Below are 17,277 nucleotides of genomic sequence, written 5' to 3' on the forward strand. Positions count from 1 at the left end.
CGGCCACGCGCCGCACTGCGCGCGACAGGACTGCTGACAGCGATCGGGGCCGTCGTTCTGCCGGGCGGCGTCACGTCCGCGTACGGGGCCGTGGGCCCGATGCACGGGCCCGCGAGGCCACCGGTGTCCGCGTACGGGACCGCGGCGAGGCCGCCCGGGTCCGCCTCCGCGCCCGTGGGCGCCTCCCCGTCGCCCTCCGCCTCCGCGCCGGCCCCGGCCTCGGCGCCCGGTACTCCCCCCGCGTCCCCGGCGGCCGCCTCCCACCCGGCCGGCGGGTCCTCCGTCCGGCCGCCCCGCTCGTCCGTCCCTTCGGCGGCCGCCGCGGCCTCCGCACCGTCTTCTCCCCGCGCCTCCGCACCCCGGCGCCCGGCCCGGCCCGTCGCCGAGGCGGTGCAGGACGACGACCAGGCGGAGGAGGTACGGCACCGGCGGGGACGGCCGCACGGCAGGGCCGGGGAGGGCGACGGGGCACCAAGGGGGCCGGGGCACGGCCGCGACGAGGTCGCCGGGGGTCCGGGCCGCTCGCCGACGGCCACCGTCCCGCAGTCGCCCGCGGCGGCCACCCCGTCGAGGTCCGAGACCCCCGACCCGCGCCTGCCCGATCCGGACGCGCGGCCCGAGACCGCGAACGGGCACTCGCTGCAGCTCCTGCCCATCGGCAGCGGCCTGGTCCTCATCGGCCTCGGTCTGGGGCTGGCCTTCGTCGCCCTGCGGCTGCGCAGAAGCTGAGGCCGCGGCCGGCCGTCCGCCCGCCCGGCGCGCCAGGGTTCGGGCCGCCTCAGGGCGGGGGCCTCGGACCGCCGTGGGGTGTCGGGCAAGACGCCTCCGACGCGCGGGGAGCGTCGCGGCTCCCGGCCGGGCGGAGGCCACCCGGCCTCCGCCCGATCCCCGGGTGCGGGGCGTCCGGTCAGGACGTCACCAGCAGCACCTTGCCGATGTGGCCGCTCTCCTCCACGATCCGCTGGGCGGTCGCCGCATCGCTCAGCGGCACCTCCCGGTCGACCACCGGACGGACGCGCCCATCGGTGATCAGCGGCCACACGTGCTCACGCACGGCCGCCACGATGGCCGCCTTCTCGCCGAGCGGGCGGGCCCGCAGCGAGGTCGCGCTGATCGCGGCACGCTTGCCGAGCAGGGCGCCGATGTTCAGCTCGCCCTTGGCGCCGCCCTGCAGCCCGATGATCGCCAGCCGTCCGTTGACGGCGAGGGCCCGGACGTTGCGGTCCAGGTACTTGGCGCCCATGTTGTCCAGGATGACGTCGGCGCCGGCCCCGTCCGTGGCCCGCCGGATCTCCTCGACGAAGTCCTGCTCGCGGTAGTTGATCAGGATGTCGGCGCCGAGCTCGGCGCAGTAGTCGAGCTTCTCCTTGGTGCCCGCCGTGACGGCGACCCGCGCACCGGCCGCCTTGGCGAGCTGGATCGCCATCGTGCCGATGCCGCTGGAGCCGCCGTGCACCAGCAGGGTCTCGGCGGGGCGGAGGTGGGCGACCATGAAGACGTTGGACCACACGGTGCACACCACCTCGGGCAGCGCCGCCGCCTGCCTCAGGTCCACGCCCTCGGGCACCGGCAGCAGCTGGCCCGACGGTACGGCGACCTTCTCGGCGTAGCCGCCGCCCGCCAGCAGCGCGCACACCTCGTCGCCGACCGCCCAGCCGGACACTCCGGGGCCGAGCGCGGCGATCCGCCCCGAGCACTCCAGGCCGGGGTACGGGGAGGCGCCGGGCGGCGGCTGGTAGTTGCCCTGCCGTTGCAGGATGTCGGCCCGGTTGACGGCGCTGGCCACCACCTCGACCAGCACCTCGCCCTCGCCGGGCACGGGATCGGGCACCTCGTCCCACACCAACGCCTCGGGACCGCCGGGTTCGGGAATCGTGATCGCATGCATGAGGCCGACGCTACTCCTGCGCGCCGCTGATCCGGCGTCAGTCCTGGGGCAATGGGCGGATGTCCGGGGTGACCTTCGTGCCCGGCGTGGCGCGGACGATGGTGATGAGGCGGTCCGTCAGTTCCAGGGTGGCGGCGGCCGGGTCGTCGTAGCCGAGGACCCGGTGTCCGCGCACCACGCTCACCACCAGGTCGTCGGTCTCGCGCGGGCTCTTGCCCACCTCGGCCTTTATGACCGGACGCTCTATCAGGTCCAGTCCGCTGCCCTGCTGGATCAGGTCCTCCATGACCATGCCGGCCGCCGGGCTGAGCACGGACATCCCCAGCAGCCGCCCGGCCGCGCTGGCGCTGGTGATCACCGCGTCGGCGCCGGACTGCTTCAGCAGAGGAGCGTTCTCCTCCTCCCGTACCGCCACGACGATCTTCGCCCCGCGGTTCAGCTGCCGGGCCGTCAACGTCACCAGGACGGCCGTGTCGTCCCGCTGGGTCGCGATGATGATCTGCCGGGCGCGCTGCACCTCGGCCCGTCTCAGCACCTCGCTGCGGGTCGCGTCGCCGACCACCCCGGCATAGCCCTCCGCCGTGGCCGCGTCGATCGCCTTGCCGCTGGGGTCGACCACCACGACCTGCTGCTTCTTCAGTCCCGTCGCGATGACGGTCTGGATCGCCGACCTCCCCTTCGTGCCGAAACCGACGACGACGGTGTGATCGCGCAAGGTGGACCTCCAGCGGCTCAGGCGCCATTCCTCACGGGTGCGTTCGGTGAGGACTTCCAGGGTGGTGCCGACGAGGATGATCAGAAACAGCACCCGCAGCGGCGTGATGACGAGGATGTTGGTGAGCCGCGCGCTGTCGCTGACGGGGGTGATGTCGCCGTACCCGGTGGTGGACAGGGTCACCGTCGAGTAGTACGCCGCGTCGAGGAAGTCGACGGCGCCGTCGGCGTTGTCGTGGTAGCCCTCGTGGTCGGCGTAGACGATCAGCACCGTCGCGACCAGCACCAGCAGCGCCATGGCCAGCCGCTTGCCGACCTGGCGTATCGGGCGCTCCACCAGCTTTCTCGGGAGTTTCACCCGATGGGTCACGAGGTGTTCGTCCGCCTGGCGGGCGATCGCGTCCTGGCCCGGAAGTTTCACGTGAAACACACTCCGATTCCGGCGGCGGCCCAGGGCAGGTCGAGCAGTTCGGCCTCCTGCCCGGCACGCGCGCCGCCCGGCGGTACGACGGCGAGGGCGTCGGCCGCCGCGACACCGCGCAGCATGGCGGGGCCGTTGTAGCGCAGCGGGACCGCGTGATCGCCGCGCAGCACCACGGGCACGAGCCGGGTGTCGTACGGATGCCCGTGCACTGCGCCCTGCAACGGCAGCGCGTACGGTTCCGGGGCCGGGCGCGCTGCCAGGGTGCGCAGCAGCGGCTCGGCCAGCGTGAGCAGGCCCGAGACGGCCGCGAGGGGGTTGCCGGGCAGGCCGACGAGGTGCTGGTCCGGCCGGAGGCGGGCCAGCAGCATGGGGTGGCCGGGGCGCACCTTGACCCCCTCGACCAGCAGCTCGGCGCCCATCCGGCGCAGGACGGGCTGCACATGGTCGACGGGGCCGGACGCCGTACCGCCGGTGGTCACGATCAGATCGGCCTCGGAGCGGACGACGGCCCGGTGCAGGGCGTTGGCGTCGTCACCGATCCGGCGCACCGTGGTGACGTCGGCGCCGAGCGCCCGCAGCCAGGGCGGCAGCATCGGGCCGAGCGCGTCCCGGATCCGGCCGTCCTGCGGGAGCCCCTCGGTGAGCAGTTCGTCGCCGAGCACCAGGACGTCCACCCGGGGGCGCGGGACCGTGGTGAGCGTGTCGTACCCGGCAGCGGCGGCGAGACCCAGCACCGCCGGGGTGACCAGGGTGCCGACCGGCAGCAACTGGTCGCCGCCCCGGCACTCCTGACCGCGCGGGCGGATGTCCTGGCCGTGGCCGACCTCCCGGGTGGGGTGCAGCCGGCCCTGCGCGTCGATCCGGCCGTGCTCGCTGCGCAGTACGGCGGTGGTGTCCTGCGGGATGCGCGCGCCGGTGGCGATCCGTACCGCCTCGCCGTCGGTGAGCGGCTCGGGCCGTGCGTGCCCGGCCAGCGCGCCCTCGTCACGCACGTCCCAGGGGCCGGGGCCGGAGACCGCCCAGCCGTCCATCGCCGAGGCGTCGAAGGAGGGCAGGTCGGTGAGGGCGGCGAGGGGTTCGGCCAGGACCAGACCGAGGGCGGCTTCCAGCGGGAGCGAGACGGGAGCCCGGCGGGTGCCGGCCCCGGCGGCCCGGACGCCGCGCGCGGTGCGGCCGGCGAGCTCGCGGGCCTGGGGCCAGGGGGTGGCCCGGTGGTGGGCGTCCTCGGCGAGCGGGAAGCCGGCGCCGGACGGCCCGTGGCCGCCGTGGTGACCCTCGCAGGGGCCGTCGCCGGGGGCGTGGCCCCTGCCGTAGCCGTGGTCGTCGTCGGGTGCGCGGCCGCCGCCGGGGCGATGCCCGTTGTCCTCCTTCACCAGGGCCAGGGCCTCCTCGACGTCAAGGTCCTCGGTGTCCCCTCCGGCGCCGACGCCGCGGGTGGTCATTCCGCGTCCGGCCGGGTGTCGGGCGTCGCGTCGGGGGCCACGTCGGGCTCGTCCGCGGTCTCCTCGTCCGCCCAGAGCAGGGCGAGCGCGGCGGCCTTGCGGGCGGCCTCGGCGACCGCTTCGGGGCCGCCCCCGGCCCGGGCCGCCGCGTACCCGACGAGGAACGTGGTCAGCGGGGCCGCCGGCCGGGCCACGCCGTGGGCGGCGTCACGGGCCAGATCGAGCAGTACGCCGGTGTCGACGTCGAGGTCGATGCCCAGCTCGTCCTTGACTGCGGAAATCCATTCATCCAACACGTGCCCATGCTCCCTGATGCGTGCCCTGGCGGAGGCGATGTCGTCCCAGGTGTCGCAGTCGAACGACGCGATGCGGTCGGGGACGCGGACGAGATCGAGCGCGGCGGTCAGCCGCCGCAGCGGGAGGCCGGCGAGGGAGCTGCGGTGCGGGGCGGGGGCGGCGGTGCGGGCGGCGGTCCCGCCGGTGGCGACCGCCTCGTCCGGTGGGGTGCGTGCACCGGGTGCTCCGGAGGCGGTGGAGGTGCCGTAGGCGGCGGAGTCGCCGGGTGCGCCTCGGACGCCCGGTACGGCAGGGTCACCGGGTGCGGCGGCGGTCTCGTGGGGGGGCGTCGTGGTGGAGAGCGCGGTCAGGACGCGGTGCAGCGCGGCAGTGCGGTAGGCCGCCACCAGCGGCTGGTCGCGGCCCTCGGCGTCGGTGAGCACGGCGCCGTCGGCGTCGCCCGCGCCCAGGGCGGCCAGCAGCCCGCCGACGGTGGCCGGTTCGAGGAACGGCAGATCGGCGGAGAGGACGACGACGTGTTCGGCGGTGGTGTGGCGCAGCCCCGCGTCCAGCGCGGCGAGCGGACCGCCGCCGGGCGGTTCCTCGCGCGCCCACCGCACGGGCCGCGCGGTGGGCCTCGGGTCGGCCACGACGACGGTGGTGCGGGCGTCGGCGCACGCGCCGAGCACGCGGTCGAGCAGCGCCCGGCCGCCGACCCGTACGCCGGGCTTGTCCGCCCCACCCAGCCGCCGGGCCGCGCCTCCGGCGAGCACGACGGCGTCGTAGACCGGCGGCCGGTCGCCGGAGGGGCCGGGAGACTCGTAGGCGGTCACCCCATGAGTATGCGACCCGCCCGCGCGCGCCGGGCATGCGGGCGGGGCCGCGCGCTCACACCGTGCGCAACAGCACCGCCGGCTGCTCGACGCAGTCGGCCACGTACCGCAGGAAGCCGCCCGCCGTGCCGCCGTCGCACACCCGGTGGTCGAAGGTCAGCGACAGCTGGACGACCTGCCGCACCGCCAGCTCGCCCTCGTGCACCCACGGCTTGGGGACGATACGGCCGACGCCGAGCATCGCGGCCTCGGGGTGGTTGATGATCGGGGTGGAGCCGTCGACGCCGAACACCCCGTAGTTGTTCAACGTGAAGGTGCCGCCGGTGAGTTCCCCCGGCGTGAGCGTGCCGGCCCGGGCCGCCTCGGTCAGCCGCGCGAACTCGGCCGTCAGCGACTCGGCGTCCCGCGCGTGCGCGTCCCGTACGACCGGGACGACGAGCCCGCGCTCGGTCTGCGCGGCGAAGCCCAGGTGCACGTGGTCGAGCCGGACGATCTCCCTGGCCTCCAGGTCCACCCTGGAGTTCAGCTCCGGGTGGCGGACGAGCGCGGCCGTGCAGATCCGCGCCAGCAGCGCGAGCAGGGAGATCTTCGGACCGCCGGCCGCGTTCATCGCCGCCCGGGCGCGCATCAGTTCCGTCGCGTCGGCGTCCACCCAGCAGGTGGCGTCGGGGATCTCACGGCGGCTGCGGGACAGCTTGTCCGCGACCGCGCCCCGCACGCCCTTGAGGGGCACACGGGTGCCGTCGGTCACGGGGGCGGACGACGCGACGGGGACGGCCGACGGGGACGACGGGACGGGAGCCGACGCCGTCTCGGTGCGCGTCGCACCGCGCTCGATGGCGTTCTCGACGTCCGCGCGCAGGATCAGCCCCTCGGGTCCGGAGCCCGGCAGCCGGCGCAGGTCCACGCCGTTGTCCCGCGCGAGCCGGCGCACGAGCGGGGAGATGACGGGCACGGGGCCGTCGCCGGACGCCCGCCCGGCCACCGCCGCGGCACGCGCGCCGGACGCGACGGCGACACCGTCCGCGCTCCGCGGGCCGCCCCCGGCCCGCACACCGTCCGCGCGGGCCGTACCGTCCGCGCCCGGCACGCCGCCCGTGCCGTCCACAACGCCCGCACCCCGTCCGGGTGCGGCGTAAGCGGGAGAGGCGGCGGGCGTGAGGGGCGCGGTCGGCGGCCGTACCCGGCGCCGCCGGGCCGGAGGCGCCCCCGTGCCGTAGCCGACCAGGACGTTCCCGGAGCCGGAGCCGTCGGCGCCGTCCTCGGCGGGCGGTCCGGACGGTTCGCCGACCGCGACCGTCAGCAGCGGAGCGCCGACGGGCAGTTCGGTCCCCTCCTCGCCGAAGCGGGCCGTGACCACGCCGCCGTAGGGGCAGGGCACCTCGACCATCGCCTTGGCCGTCTCGACCTCGACGACCGGCTGGTCGACGGCGACGACGTCGCCCACCTCGACCAGCCAGCGGACGATCTCCGCCTCGGTGAGCCCCTCCCCGAGGTCGGGCAGCTTGAACTCCAGCACCTGCGCCATCAGCTCTCGGCCTCCCACTGCAGACGCGCCACGGCGTCCAGGATCCGGTCGACGCCGGGCAGGTGGTGGCGCTCCAGCATCGGCGGCGGGTAGGGGACGTCGAACCCGGCCACGCGCAGCACCGGCGCCTCCAGGTGGTGGAAGCAGCGCTCGGTGATCCGCGCGGCGATCTCGCCGCCCGGCCCGCCGAACCCGTTCGACTCGTGCACGACGACGGCGCGCCCGGTACGCCGGACCGACGCGCACACCGTCTCGTCGTCGAACGGCACCAGCGAGCGCAGGTCGACGACCTCCAGGTCCCAGCCCTCGGCCCCGGCCGCCTCGGCGGCTTCGAGGCAGACGGGCACGGACGGGCCGTAGGTGATCAGAGTGGCGCTGCGGCCGGCGCGCCGCACCACCGCGCGGCCGATCGGCTCCACGGCCGGCGGGTCGTCGGGGTTCCAGGAGTCCTTCGACCAGTACAGCCGCTTGGGTTCGAGGAAGACGACCGGGTCGTCCGAGGCGATGGCGGCGCGCAGCAGTCCGTAGGCGTCGGCGACGGTGGCGGGCGTGACGACATGGAGCCCCGGAGTCGCCATGTAGTACGCCTCGGAGGAGTCGCTGTGGTGCTCGACGCCGCCGATGCCGCCGCCGTAGGGAATGCGGATGGTGATCGGCAGGGGCATCTTCCCGCGGGTGCGGTTGCGCATCTTGGCCACATGGCTGGCGAGCTGTTCGAACGCCGGATAGGCGAAGGCGTCGAACTGCATCTCGACCACCGGGCGCAGACCGTACATCGCCATGCCGACGGCGGTGCCGAGGATGCCCGCCTCGGCAAGCGGCGTGTCGGTGCAGCGGTCCTCGCCGAACTCCTTGGCGAGGCCGTCGGTGACGCGGAAGACGCCGCCGAGGGTGCCGACGTCCTCGCCCATGACGTGCACGGACGGGTCGGCGGCCAGCGCGTCGCGCAGAGCGCGCGTGAGGGCCTGGGCCATGGTGGCCGGCTTGAGGGCGACGGTGGTCATCGGGCCGCGCCCTCCTCGGCCTCGGCCGCCAGCTCGGCCCGCAGCAGCTCCTGCTGTTCGCGCAGCTGGTCGGTGGGCTCGGCGTACACGTGGGCGAAGAGGTCCATGGGGTCGAGCGCCGGGTCCTGGTTCATCCGCTCGCGCAGCCGCGCGGCCATCGCCTCGGCATCCTCGCGGACGGCCGCGACGGCGTCCTCGTCGAGCAGTCCGCGCCCGGTCAGCTCCCGCTCCAGCAGCCGCACCGGGTCGTGGGCGCGCCAGGTCTCGACCTCGGCGTCGCCCCGGTAGCGGGTGGCGTCGTCGGCGTTGGTGTGGGCGTCGATGCGGTACGTCACCGCCTCGATCAGGGTGGGGCCGCCGCCCGCGCGCGCGTGCCGTACGGCATCGGTCAGCACCTCGTGGACGGCGGCGGCGTCGTTGCCGTCGACCAGGCGGCCCGGCATGCCGTACCCGACGGCCTTGTGGGCCAGGGAGGGCGCGGCGGTCTGCTTGGCGAGCGGGACGGAGATCGCGAAGCCGTTGTTCTGCACGAGGAAGACGACGGGGGCCTGCCAGACGGCGGCGAAGTTCAGGGCCTCGTGGAAGTCGCCCTCGCTGGTGCCGCCGTCGCCGACCATCGCCAGCGCGACCACGTCGTCGCCCTTGAGGCGGGCGGCGTGCGCGAGGCCGACGGCGTGCGGCAACTGGGTGGCGAGCGGGGTGGACAGGGGGGCGACCCGGTGCTCGTAGGGGTCGTAGCCGGTGTGCCAGTCGCCGCGCAGCAGGGTGAGGGCCTGGACGGGGTCCACGCCGCGGGCCACCGCGGCCAGCGTGTCGCGGTAGCTGGGGAAGAGCCAGTCGCGGTCCTCCAGGGCGAGCGCGGCGGCGACCTCACAGGCCTCCTGGCCGGTGCTGGAGGGGTACACGGCGAGCCGGCCCTGCTTGGTGAGGGCGGTCGCCTGCGTGTTGTACCGGCGGCCGAGCACCAGCTGCCCGTACAGACGGCGCAGCAGCTCCGGGTCGGCCTTCGCGGCCGCCTCCGTCCCCAGGACGCGGTAGGGCTCCGCGTCGGGCAGCAGCGGCGCGGGGTCGGTTCGGGGCTGCCAGGCGGGCGGCGGCGATGGCCGGTACGCACCCCGCTGCTCCATGACCGTCATGACGGGCACCTCCTCGTGGGAGCGGCTACGGGAGGCGTGTCGGCTGTGACCCGCCTCACCTACCGATTGTTCGGTCGCCGACGCATTTTGGCTACAGGCGGCCCCAGGCTGTGGACAAACGGTTCTCCACAGCATGGGATGGACGCAGTACGTCCATGGCGGAGAGGCGGGGGGACATGGCACCTGAACAAATGGCCGACGGACCGGACGGCGTCGACCTGCCGCCGCCGCGTCCGCTGGACGCCATCGACCAGGACATCCTGCGGATGCTCCAGGCGGACGGCCGCGCCTCGATACGGTCGGTCGCCGAGCGGACCCATGTCTCGCGCGCCAACGCCTACGCCCGGATCAGCCGCCTCATCGAGGACGGCGTCATCCGCGGCTTCGGCGCGCGCGTCGACCACGAACGCGCGGGGCAGGGGACTTCCGCGTACATCACGCTGAAGATCGTGCAGAACTCCTGGCGCACGGTGCGCGAGCAGCTTCGCCTGCTGCCCGGCGCCTCCCACATCGCCCTGGTGGGCGGCGACTTCGACGTGCTGCTGCTCGTGCACACGCCGGACAACCGGGCGCTGCGCGAGGTGGTGCTCACCCGGCTCCAGGCGATCCCCGAGGTGCTCAGCACGCGCACGCTGCTGGTGTTCGAGGAGGAGGACCTGGAGCCCCAGGGGTGAACCCGGGGCCCTCAAGGCGCCCCTGGGCCGACGTCCGTCTCAGGCCTCCCTGCGCAGGCCGCCGAAGACCAGCCGGACGACCGCGTCGCGCACTTCCCGCTCGCTCGACCCGCGCCCGTCGGGCCGGTACCACTCCACGATCGAGTTGATCATCCCGAAGACGAGCCGGGTCGCCAGCCGCACCTCCACGTCGTCGCGCACATCGCCCTCGGCGGCCGCCGCCCGCAGCAGTTCGGCCACCTTGTGGTCGAACTCGCGGCGCCGCTCCAGCGCCCACCGCTCCGTCGCGGTGTTGCCGCGCACCCGCAGCAGCAGTGTCACGTAGGGCAGTTCGGCGATGAGCACCTCGACCATGCGCCGCACGACGTACTCCAGGCGGGCGGCGGCGGTCCCCGCGCGCGCGTGCTCCTCGTCCAGGATGCCGAAGAGCCCGTCCAGCGCACGGCTGACCGCGCGGCGCAGCAACTCCTCCTTGCCCGAGACGTGGTGGTAGATGGACGACTTGGAGATGCCGGCCGCCTTGGACAGGTGCTCCATGGAGGTGCCGTCGTAACCGCGCTCGTTGAAGACCCGCACGGCCACCGAGAGCAGCGTCTCCGGGGTGTACGTGTCGCGCCTCGCGGTGGTCATGAGCCGCCCTCCCGCTTCTCGCCCGCGTACGCGTGCCGGTACAGCGCGAGGGACGGGGCGTAGCGCCCCGAGGGGTCGCGCAGATGCAGGTCGTCCAGCAGGTCGTAGGCCCAGGAACGGCCGAGTCTGCGGCTCCATTCGAACGGGCCGAGGGGGTAGTTGACCCCGAGCCGCATCGCGGTGTCGATGTCCTCCTCGGTGGCCACCCCCTTGGCGACGGCGTCGTGCGCCAGGTCGACGATGCGGGCGACCGTGCGGGCGACGATCATGCCGGGGACGTCGCCGATGACGCTGACGTCCTTGCCGAGCGCCTGGAAGAGGCCGATGGCCTCGGCCAGCGTCTGCGGCGCGGTGTCCTGGGAGGCGGACAAGGCGATCCGCGTGGCCCGGCGGTAGTCGAGGGCCAGGTCGAAGTAGACGACGTCGCGGAACTCCACCGAGGTCTGCCCGTCGGCGAGGACCAGCTGGCCGCCGCTCGGCAGCACCAGCCGCGTGCCGTGGTCCTCGTCCTCCTCGCGGACGGTGATGCCCGTCTCGCGGATCAGCGCGATCACCTCGGACGCCGGGCCGAGGTCGCCCTCGACGACGACGTAGGCGGGCGGCTGCTCCCTCTCGGCGGTGTGCGGCTCGGGGCGCTCGGCGCCGTCGCCGTAGTCGTACCAGCCGTGGCCGCTCTTGCGGCCGAGCCGGCCGGACTCCACCAGCCGCCGCTGGGCGAGCGAGGGTGTGAAGCGCACGTCCTGGAAGAAGGACTGCCACACGGAGTGCGTGACGGACTCGTTGACGTCCTGCCCGATCAGGTCGGTCAGTTCGAAGGCGCCCATCCTGAACCCGCCGCACTCGCGCAGGACCGCGTCGATGGTGGCCGGATCGGCGGCCTGGGACTCCAGGACGGCGAACGCCTCGGCGTAGAAGGGGCGGGCGATGCGGTTGACGATGAAGCCGGGGGTGTCGGCGCAGGCGACCGGCGTCTTGCCCCAGGCGCGGGCCGTCTCGTACGCGCGCGTGGCCGACGTGACGTCGGTGGCGAACCCGGAGACGACCTCGACCAGCGGCAGCAGCGGGGCCGGGTTGAAGAAGTGCAGGCCCACGAAGCGGCCGGGGTTGCGCAGCGCACCGCCGATGGCGGTCACCGACAGGGAGGAGGTGTTGGTGGCGAGCAGGCAGTCGTCGACGACGACGCCCTCCAGCTCCGTGAACAGTTCCCGCTTGACGTCCAGCCGCTCCAGGACGGCCTCGACGACCAGGGCGCAGTCGGCGAGTTCGGCGAGGCTGTCGGCGGGCCGGAGCCGGGCGCGGGCCGCGTCCCGGCCGGCGGCGGTGAGGCGGTCCTTCTCGACGAGCCGGTCGAGCCGGGCGCCGATCGCGGCGGCCGCCTGGCCGGCCCGCCCGGGCACGGCGTCGTACAGGCGTACGGGATGGCCCGCGACCAGCGCGACCTGGGCTATGCCCTGGCCCATGGTGCCGGTGCCGACGACGGCCACCGGGCTGCTGAGGTCGAGTGCTGTCATGAGCGCGATCCTCCCGCACGGGGTTTTCCACAGATGCGGCGGACCCCCTGGCCCGACTTTTCCACAGATGCGGCCGACCCCCTTGTCCCGACCGATCGTTCGGTTACTCTAACCCTGACCGGCTGTCGCCGCCCATGTTTCCGCCAGGTCATGAGCTCGAAGAGGAGCTCTCGAGACAAGGAGTTGGTCCGCATGGCCACCGCCGCACCGAAAGCGCACGAGCTCATCGCCCGGCACCGGCCCACGCTCGACCAGGCGCTGGAAGCGATCCGCACCCGCGCGTACTGGTCCCCCCACCCCGAGCACCCCAAGGCCTACGGGGAGCACGGCAGCCTGGACGCGGCCGCGGGCAAGGCCGCCTTCGACGCCCTGCTCGGCTCCCGCCTCGACCTCGCACAGCCCGGCACGGACGACTGGGTCGGCGGTGAAGTGTCGCCCTACGGCATCGAGCTGGGCGTGACCTATCCGCACGCCGACCTCGACGTGCTGCTGCCCGCCATGAAGGCGGGACAGTCGGCCTGGCGGGACGCGGGCCCAGAGGCGCGCGCCGCGGTGTGCCTGGAGATCCTCAAGCGGATCAGCGACCGGACGCACGAGTTCGCGCACGCCGTCATGCACACCTCCGGCCAGGCCTTCATGATGGCGTTCCAGGCCGGCGGCCCGCACGCGCAGGACCGGGGCCTGGAAGCGGTGGCGTACGCGTACGCGGAGCAGACCCGCACCCCGGAGACCGCCGAGTGGTCCAAGCCGCAGGGCAAGCGCGACCCGCTCACCCTCACCAAGCGCTTCACCGCCGTCCCCCGGGGCATCGCCCTGGTCATCGGCTGCAACACCTTCCCGACGTGGAACGGCTACCCGGGCCTGTTCGCCTCCCTGGCCACCGGCAACGCCGTCCTGGTCAAGCCGCACCCGCGCGCGGTGCTGCCGCTCGCCCTCACCGTGCAGGCGGCCCGCGAGGTGCTCGCCGAGGCCGGTCACGACCCGAACCTGGTGGCGCTGGCCGCCGAGCGGCCGGGCGAGGGCATCGCCAAGGCCCTGGCCACCCGTCCCGAGATCCGGATCGTCGACTACACCGGCTCGACCGCCTTCGGCGACTGGCTGGAGGCCAACGCCCGCCAGGCGCAGGTCTACACCGAGAAGGCGGGCGTCAACACGGTCGTCGTCGAGTCGACCGGGAACTACCGGGGCATGCTCGCCAACCTGGCCTTCTCCCTGTCCCTCTACAGCGGCCAGATGTGCACCACCCCGCAGAACCTGCTGATCCCCCGCGACGGCATCCGCACCGACCAGGGCCACAAGTCCTTCGACGAGGTCACCGCCGACCTCGCCCAGGCCGTCGACGGACTGCTCGGCGACGACGCGCGGGCGAACGCCCTGCTCGGCGCGATCGTCAACCCGGACGTCAAGGCCCGTCTGGAGGCCGCGGCGGCGCTCGGCGAGGTCGCTCTCGCCTCTCGCAAGGTCGCCAACCCGGACTTCCCCGACGCGGTCGTCCGCACCCCGGTCATCGTGAAGCTGGACGGCGCCAAGCCCGACGCCGAGGCCGCCTACATGAGCGAGTGCTTCGGCCCGGTCTCCTTCGCCGTCGCGGTCGACTCCGCCGCCGACGCGGTGGAGCTGCTGCGTCGCACCGTCCGCGAGAAGGGCGCGATGACGGTGGCCGCCTACACGACGGACGAGCAGGTCGAGCGGGCCGTGGAGGAGGTCTGCCTGGAGGAGGCCGCCCAGCTCTCGCTGAACCTCACCGGCGGGGTGTACGTCAACCAGACGGCCGCCTTCTCCGACTTCCACGGCTCGGGCGGCAACCCGGCGGCCAACGCGGCCCTGTGCGACGCGGCGTTCGTGGCGAACCGGTTCCGTGTGGTGGAGGTCCGCCGGGAGGCCTGACCGCCTGACCGTTCAGGACGTGGGCGCGCCTCCGGTGAGACTCCAGTGGTACAGCGTCATGGCCACGCTGGTGGCCAGGTTGTAGCTGGAGACCTGGGGGCGCATCGGCAGCGCCACCAGGTGGTCGGCCCGCGCCCGCAGTTCGGAGGAGAGCCCGCTGCGCTCGGAGCCGAAGGCGAGCACGGCGTCGTCGGGCAGCTTCAGCCCGCGGATGTCCTCGCCCTCCGGGTCGAGCGCGAACAGCGGCCCGCCCGGCAGCTCCGCCACGGACAGGCGCTCCACGGTGGTCGCGAAGTGCAGTCCCGCCCCACCGCGCACCACCGTCGGATGCCAGGGGTCGAGGGTGCCCGTGGTGACCACCCCGGTCACCCCGAAACCGGCGGCCAGACGGATCACCGCGCCCGCGTTGCCGAGGTTGCGGGGCTGGTCCAGGACGACGACCGGGGCGCTGCGGGGCCGGTGCGCCAGCGCCCCGAGGCCCGCCTCGCGGGACGGCCGTACGGCGAGCGCGGCCACGGCGGTGGGGTGCGGACGCGGCACCAGCGAGGCGTAGACGTCCGGCTCCACCTCGGTCAGCAGCGCGTCCAGGGCGTCCCGTACGTCCGGGGCCAGCTCGTCGGCGAGGGCGAGCGCGGCCCGCCGGTCGACGGCGACCGCCACCGGCACCTCGGCGCCGAAGCGCACCGCGTGCTTGAGGGCGTGGAAGCCGTCGAGCAGCACGGAGGTGCCGGCCAGCCGGTGCCAGTCGCGCAGGGGATCGGTCATGCCGGGAAGCCTACGCGGACGGGCTCACCGTCCTCCGGGGAGCGGGGCTCCGGTACGGGACGGGCGGGCCGCCACGGCAGGCGCGCACGCGCGCGGGCCGCCAGATCGCCCAGCCGCAGCAGGAAGGAGGTCGGCAGGAAGACGGCGTCCGCCGCGATCATCGCCAGCGAGAAGAACGGCAGCCCCAGCACCACGGCGATCACCGCGTGCTCGGTCATCATGGCCACCAGCAGGACGTTCTTGACCCGCCGGTTGAACAGGGTGAACGGGAAGGCGACCTGCACGATCACCGTCCCGTACGTCACCAGCATCACCATCACGGCGCTGCCGGCCAGCAGATCGGCCAGGGCCGGCCAGGGCGAGAAGTAGTCCAGGTGGAGCGGGTAGTACACGGCGGTGCCGTCCTGCCAGCGCGACCCCTGGATCTTGTACCAGCCGGCCGTCGCGTAGATCAGGCACGCCTCGGCCGCGATCACGAACAGGGCGCCGTTGTGCAGGACGTTGGCGACGACATCGGCCAGGATCTTCGGCGCGGGCGTCTGCGTGTGCCGTCCGACCAGCCAGTACAGGCCCTGCGCGAGCCACACCGCCCACAGCAGCACGGGGACGGACCACTCGCCCTCCGGCCGGCCCGTCGCCGTGATCACGGCCAGGACCAGGCCGAGCACGCTCCACAGGACGGGACCGGTCCGGTCGGGCAGCCGTTCGCCGCGCGCGTGCACCGCCGTGGTCCGCGCGGCCCGTCGGGCGTCCAGCGACCACACCTGGCCGCAGCGGGTGAAGACCAGGTAGATCGCCATGAGGTGGAGGACGTTGTCACCGCCGTCACCGACGAAGACGCTGCGGTTCTGCAGCGAGAGCACGCCGACCAGGAAGAGCACCGACATCGTGCGGGTGCGCCAGCCCAGCGACAGCAGGAGGCTCGACAGTGCGGCCAGCGCGTAGACCGTCTCGAACCAGAACTGGCCACGGAACCACAGCAGGGCCGTGAAGGCGCCGTTGTCGGCGACCAGCTGGTGGGCGAGGTCCCAGTTCCACGGGCCGTCCGGTCCGTACAGCTCCCGGCGGTGCGGCAGCTCGCGCAGCAGGAACAGCAGCCAGGTCGCCGAGAAGCCGATGCGTATGACGGCCGACTGGTAGGGGGCGAGGGCCGTCTCGGTGACCCGGGCGACGCCCCGCGAGACCGCGAGGGCGGCGCCGCTCACCGCACACCTCCCCGCGCTTCGCCGTCCGGGACGGTCCACCAGGGCAGCAGGCGGTACTCGGGCGAGGTCGACACGTTCTCCTCGCTCCACTCGGGAGAGGGCACGTTGGTGGTGCGGACGCGGATCTGGACGCGCTGGAGGACGCCGCCCCGCCCGGCCGCGTCGTCGCGGCCGAGACGCAGGACGACGATGCGGCGCAGGTACTGCTCGGCCAGCGCACCGCGCAGTCCCGTGGAGCGGTTCTCGCCGTCGTGCGTGGAGGAGTAGAAGTCGAAGGCGCGACGCAGCTCGTTCTGCTGCGTGTGGCTGGGCAACGGGTTTCCGTCGATGGCCCGGCCGTCCTCGGCGGACAGGTCGAACCAGTTGGTGGTCCGGTAGCCGCCGTCCGCCGTGCGGATCTCGGCGCGCGCCTGGACGCCGACGTTCTGCTGGAGCGGGTTCGGCGCGAACAGCTTCCAGTTCTGCTCGAACTCCGGATAGATCCACTCGTCGACGGCCTTGCCGTGCTGCTTCGTCACCGTGTTCGAGGGCGCGACGTAGAGGAACACCATGCCCAGGTGCACACAGGCGGCCACCGCGACGACGGCGAGCGCCAGCGCGGCGCCGATCTGGTACGGGAGGGGGAGCGCGGCGAGCGCGCTGGGAGCGGCGGTGTCCTGGCCGGGGGCGGCGGCCCGGCCGGAGGCATCCCGCTCGGGCGCGGCCTCGGAGCGGGGGGCCGGTAGGGAGCCGGGCTCGGCGACGGGAGCGGCCTCCGGGTGCGGGCCGCCGGTCCCGGGACGCGGGGCGGTACCAGGACGCGGGGCGGGCTCGGAGCGCGGGCTCGGCACGGAGGCGCCCTCGGCGGGTTCCGCGTCCCGCTCGGCGGCCGGGTCCGCGGCAGCCTCCGCGGACCCCTGGGTCCCACGGGGCTCATCGGCGCGGTCGGGTCCGTACCGCCCGCCCGGCCCCGTCGAGCCCCTCTCGTACGCGTCCATTGCGCCCGCTTCCCGTTCCCGGTCCGTCTTCCCGCCCGCGGCCGCCCGGTGGCCGCGGGTGTGGGCGGCGCACCGACCGCACCGCCCGCGCGCACCGTTCCCGGGCGCCGCACGGAACGGTACTCACGCCCGGCCGCCGGGCACAGTCCCGCTCCGCGAGGCCGTCCGGCCGCGACAGCGTTTCGTACCGCTCTGGGTCCGTTCACCCGTACGGCGCACAGGAGCGGCGCCGCCCGGGGAGTCGTCCACCGCCGGCCGCCGCACCCGGCCCGGCCCACCCGCGGCCCGTTGCACGGCGACCGGCGACCGGCCCGCCGGAGCCCGGCGGCAGCCGCCCGCAGCACGGCCCCGGCAGCCGTCCCCACGAGTCGTCCACAGGACCC

15 protein-coding genes are annotated in these 17,277 nt (G+C 74.5%); 3 read left to right on the forward strand and 12 right to left on the reverse strand.

Annotated elements, in window-relative coordinates:
- Nucleotides 1-390: 390 nt before the first annotated feature.
- On the forward strand, nt 391-729 hold the full coding sequence (locus AB0N63_RS03440; protein WP_365523469.1) for a hypothetical protein: 339 nt from the start codon (nt 391-393) through the stop codon (nt 727-729).
- Nucleotides 730-907: 178 nt separating this feature from the next.
- Here AB0N63_RS03440 and AB0N63_RS03445 read toward each other — a convergent pair whose 3' ends face one another.
- The 7 genes from AB0N63_RS03445 to pdhA form a co-directional block, all read right to left on the reverse strand.
- The gene (locus tag AB0N63_RS03445; RefSeq protein ID WP_365523472.1) at nt 908-1,888 is read right to left on the reverse strand and encodes an NAD(P)H-quinone oxidoreductase; all 981 of its coding nucleotides are present in this window, start codon (nt 1,886-1,888) and stop codon (nt 908-910) included.
- Nucleotides 1,889-1,925: 37 nt separating this feature from the next.
- Nucleotides 1,926-3,023: a potassium channel family protein gene (locus AB0N63_RS03450; RefSeq protein WP_365523475.1), complete on the reverse strand. Its 1,098-nt coding sequence runs from the start codon at nt 3,021-3,023 to the stop codon at nt 1,926-1,928.
- Nucleotides 3,020-4,468: a molybdopterin molybdotransferase MoeA gene (locus AB0N63_RS03455; protein WP_365523477.1), complete on the reverse strand. Its 1,449-nt coding sequence runs from the start codon at nt 4,466-4,468 to the stop codon at nt 3,020-3,022. The genes AB0N63_RS03450 and AB0N63_RS03455 overlap by 4 nt, the downstream gene beginning before the upstream one ends.
- Nucleotides 4,465-5,517 (reverse strand): NTP transferase domain-containing protein, encoded by a 1,053-nt coding sequence (locus AB0N63_RS03460; protein WP_365523814.1) that lies wholly within the window; start codon nt 5,515-5,517, stop codon nt 4,465-4,467. The genes AB0N63_RS03455 and AB0N63_RS03460 overlap by 4 nt, the downstream gene beginning before the upstream one ends.
- A gap of 115 nt (nt 5,518-5,632) precedes the next feature.
- The gene (locus AB0N63_RS03465; RefSeq protein WP_365523480.1) at nt 5,633-7,105 is read right to left on the reverse strand and encodes a dihydrolipoamide acetyltransferase family protein; all 1,473 of its coding nucleotides are present in this window, start codon (nt 7,103-7,105) and stop codon (nt 5,633-5,635) included.
- Entirely contained in the window at nt 7,105-8,109 is a 1,005-nt protein-coding gene (locus tag AB0N63_RS03470; RefSeq protein ID WP_365523483.1) for an alpha-ketoacid dehydrogenase subunit beta, read from the reverse strand. Before AB0N63_RS03470 ends, AB0N63_RS03465 begins: the two co-directional genes overlap by 1 nt.
- A complete protein-coding gene (pdhA, locus tag AB0N63_RS03475) occupies nt 8,106-9,245 on the reverse strand; it encodes a pyruvate dehydrogenase (acetyl-transferring) E1 component subunit alpha (protein WP_365523486.1) in 1,140 nt (379 codons plus the stop codon). The genes AB0N63_RS03470 and pdhA overlap by 4 nt, the downstream gene beginning before the upstream one ends.
- A 191-nt stretch (nt 9,246-9,436) precedes the next feature.
- Between pdhA and AB0N63_RS03480 the strand changes: the two genes are divergently transcribed.
- Nucleotides 9,437-9,919 (forward strand): Lrp/AsnC family transcriptional regulator, encoded by a 483-nt coding sequence (locus tag AB0N63_RS03480; protein ID WP_365523817.1) that lies wholly within the window; start codon nt 9,437-9,439, stop codon nt 9,917-9,919.
- A gap of 39 nt (nt 9,920-9,958) precedes the next feature.
- Here AB0N63_RS03480 and AB0N63_RS03485 read toward each other — a convergent pair whose 3' ends face one another.
- On the reverse strand, nt 9,959-10,549 hold the full coding sequence (locus tag AB0N63_RS03485) for a TetR/AcrR family transcriptional regulator (protein WP_365523488.1): 591 nt from the start codon (nt 10,547-10,549) through the stop codon (nt 9,959-9,961).
- Nucleotides 10,546-12,060 carry a 3-hydroxyacyl-CoA dehydrogenase gene (locus AB0N63_RS03490; RefSeq protein ID WP_365523490.1) on the reverse strand — a complete coding sequence of 505 codons (1,515 nt, stop codon included), beginning with the start codon at nt 12,058-12,060 and terminating at the stop codon, nt 10,546-10,548. The genes AB0N63_RS03485 and AB0N63_RS03490 overlap by 4 nt, the downstream gene beginning before the upstream one ends.
- A 192-nt stretch (nt 12,061-12,252) precedes the next feature.
- Between AB0N63_RS03490 and paaN the strand changes: the two genes are divergently transcribed.
- Nucleotides 12,253-13,947, forward strand: coding sequence for a phenylacetic acid degradation protein PaaN (gene paaN / locus AB0N63_RS03495; RefSeq protein ID WP_365523493.1), 1,695 nt, complete (start codon nt 12,253-12,255; stop codon nt 13,945-13,947).
- Nucleotides 13,948-13,959: 12 nt separating this feature from the next.
- Here the strand turns inward: paaN and AB0N63_RS03500 are convergent, their stop codons facing one another.
- The 3 genes from AB0N63_RS03500 to AB0N63_RS03510 are packed head-to-tail and all read right to left on the reverse strand — an operon-like array spanning nt 13,960 to nt 16,894.
- Nucleotides 13,960-14,712: a TrmH family RNA methyltransferase gene (locus tag AB0N63_RS03500; RefSeq protein ID WP_365523495.1), complete on the reverse strand. Its 753-nt coding sequence runs from the start codon at nt 14,710-14,712 to the stop codon at nt 13,960-13,962.
- Nucleotides 14,709-15,917 carry an HTTM domain-containing protein gene (locus tag AB0N63_RS03505; protein WP_365523497.1) on the reverse strand — a complete coding sequence of 403 codons (1,209 nt, stop codon included), beginning with the start codon at nt 15,915-15,917 and terminating at the stop codon, nt 14,709-14,711. The genes AB0N63_RS03500 and AB0N63_RS03505 overlap by 4 nt, the downstream gene beginning before the upstream one ends.
- A complete protein-coding gene (locus tag AB0N63_RS03510; protein ID WP_365523500.1) occupies nt 15,914-16,894 on the reverse strand; it encodes a DUF5819 family protein in 981 nt (326 codons plus the stop codon). Before AB0N63_RS03510 ends, AB0N63_RS03505 begins: the two co-directional genes overlap by 4 nt.
- Nucleotides 16,895-17,277: the final 383 nt, after the last annotated feature.

Origin of the sequence: Streptomyces sp. NPDC093260 (genome assembly GCF_040683715.1) — a bacterium.
GTDB classification, from domain to species: domain Bacteria; phylum Actinomycetota; class Actinomycetes; order Streptomycetales; family Streptomycetaceae; genus Streptomyces; species Streptomyces sennicomposti.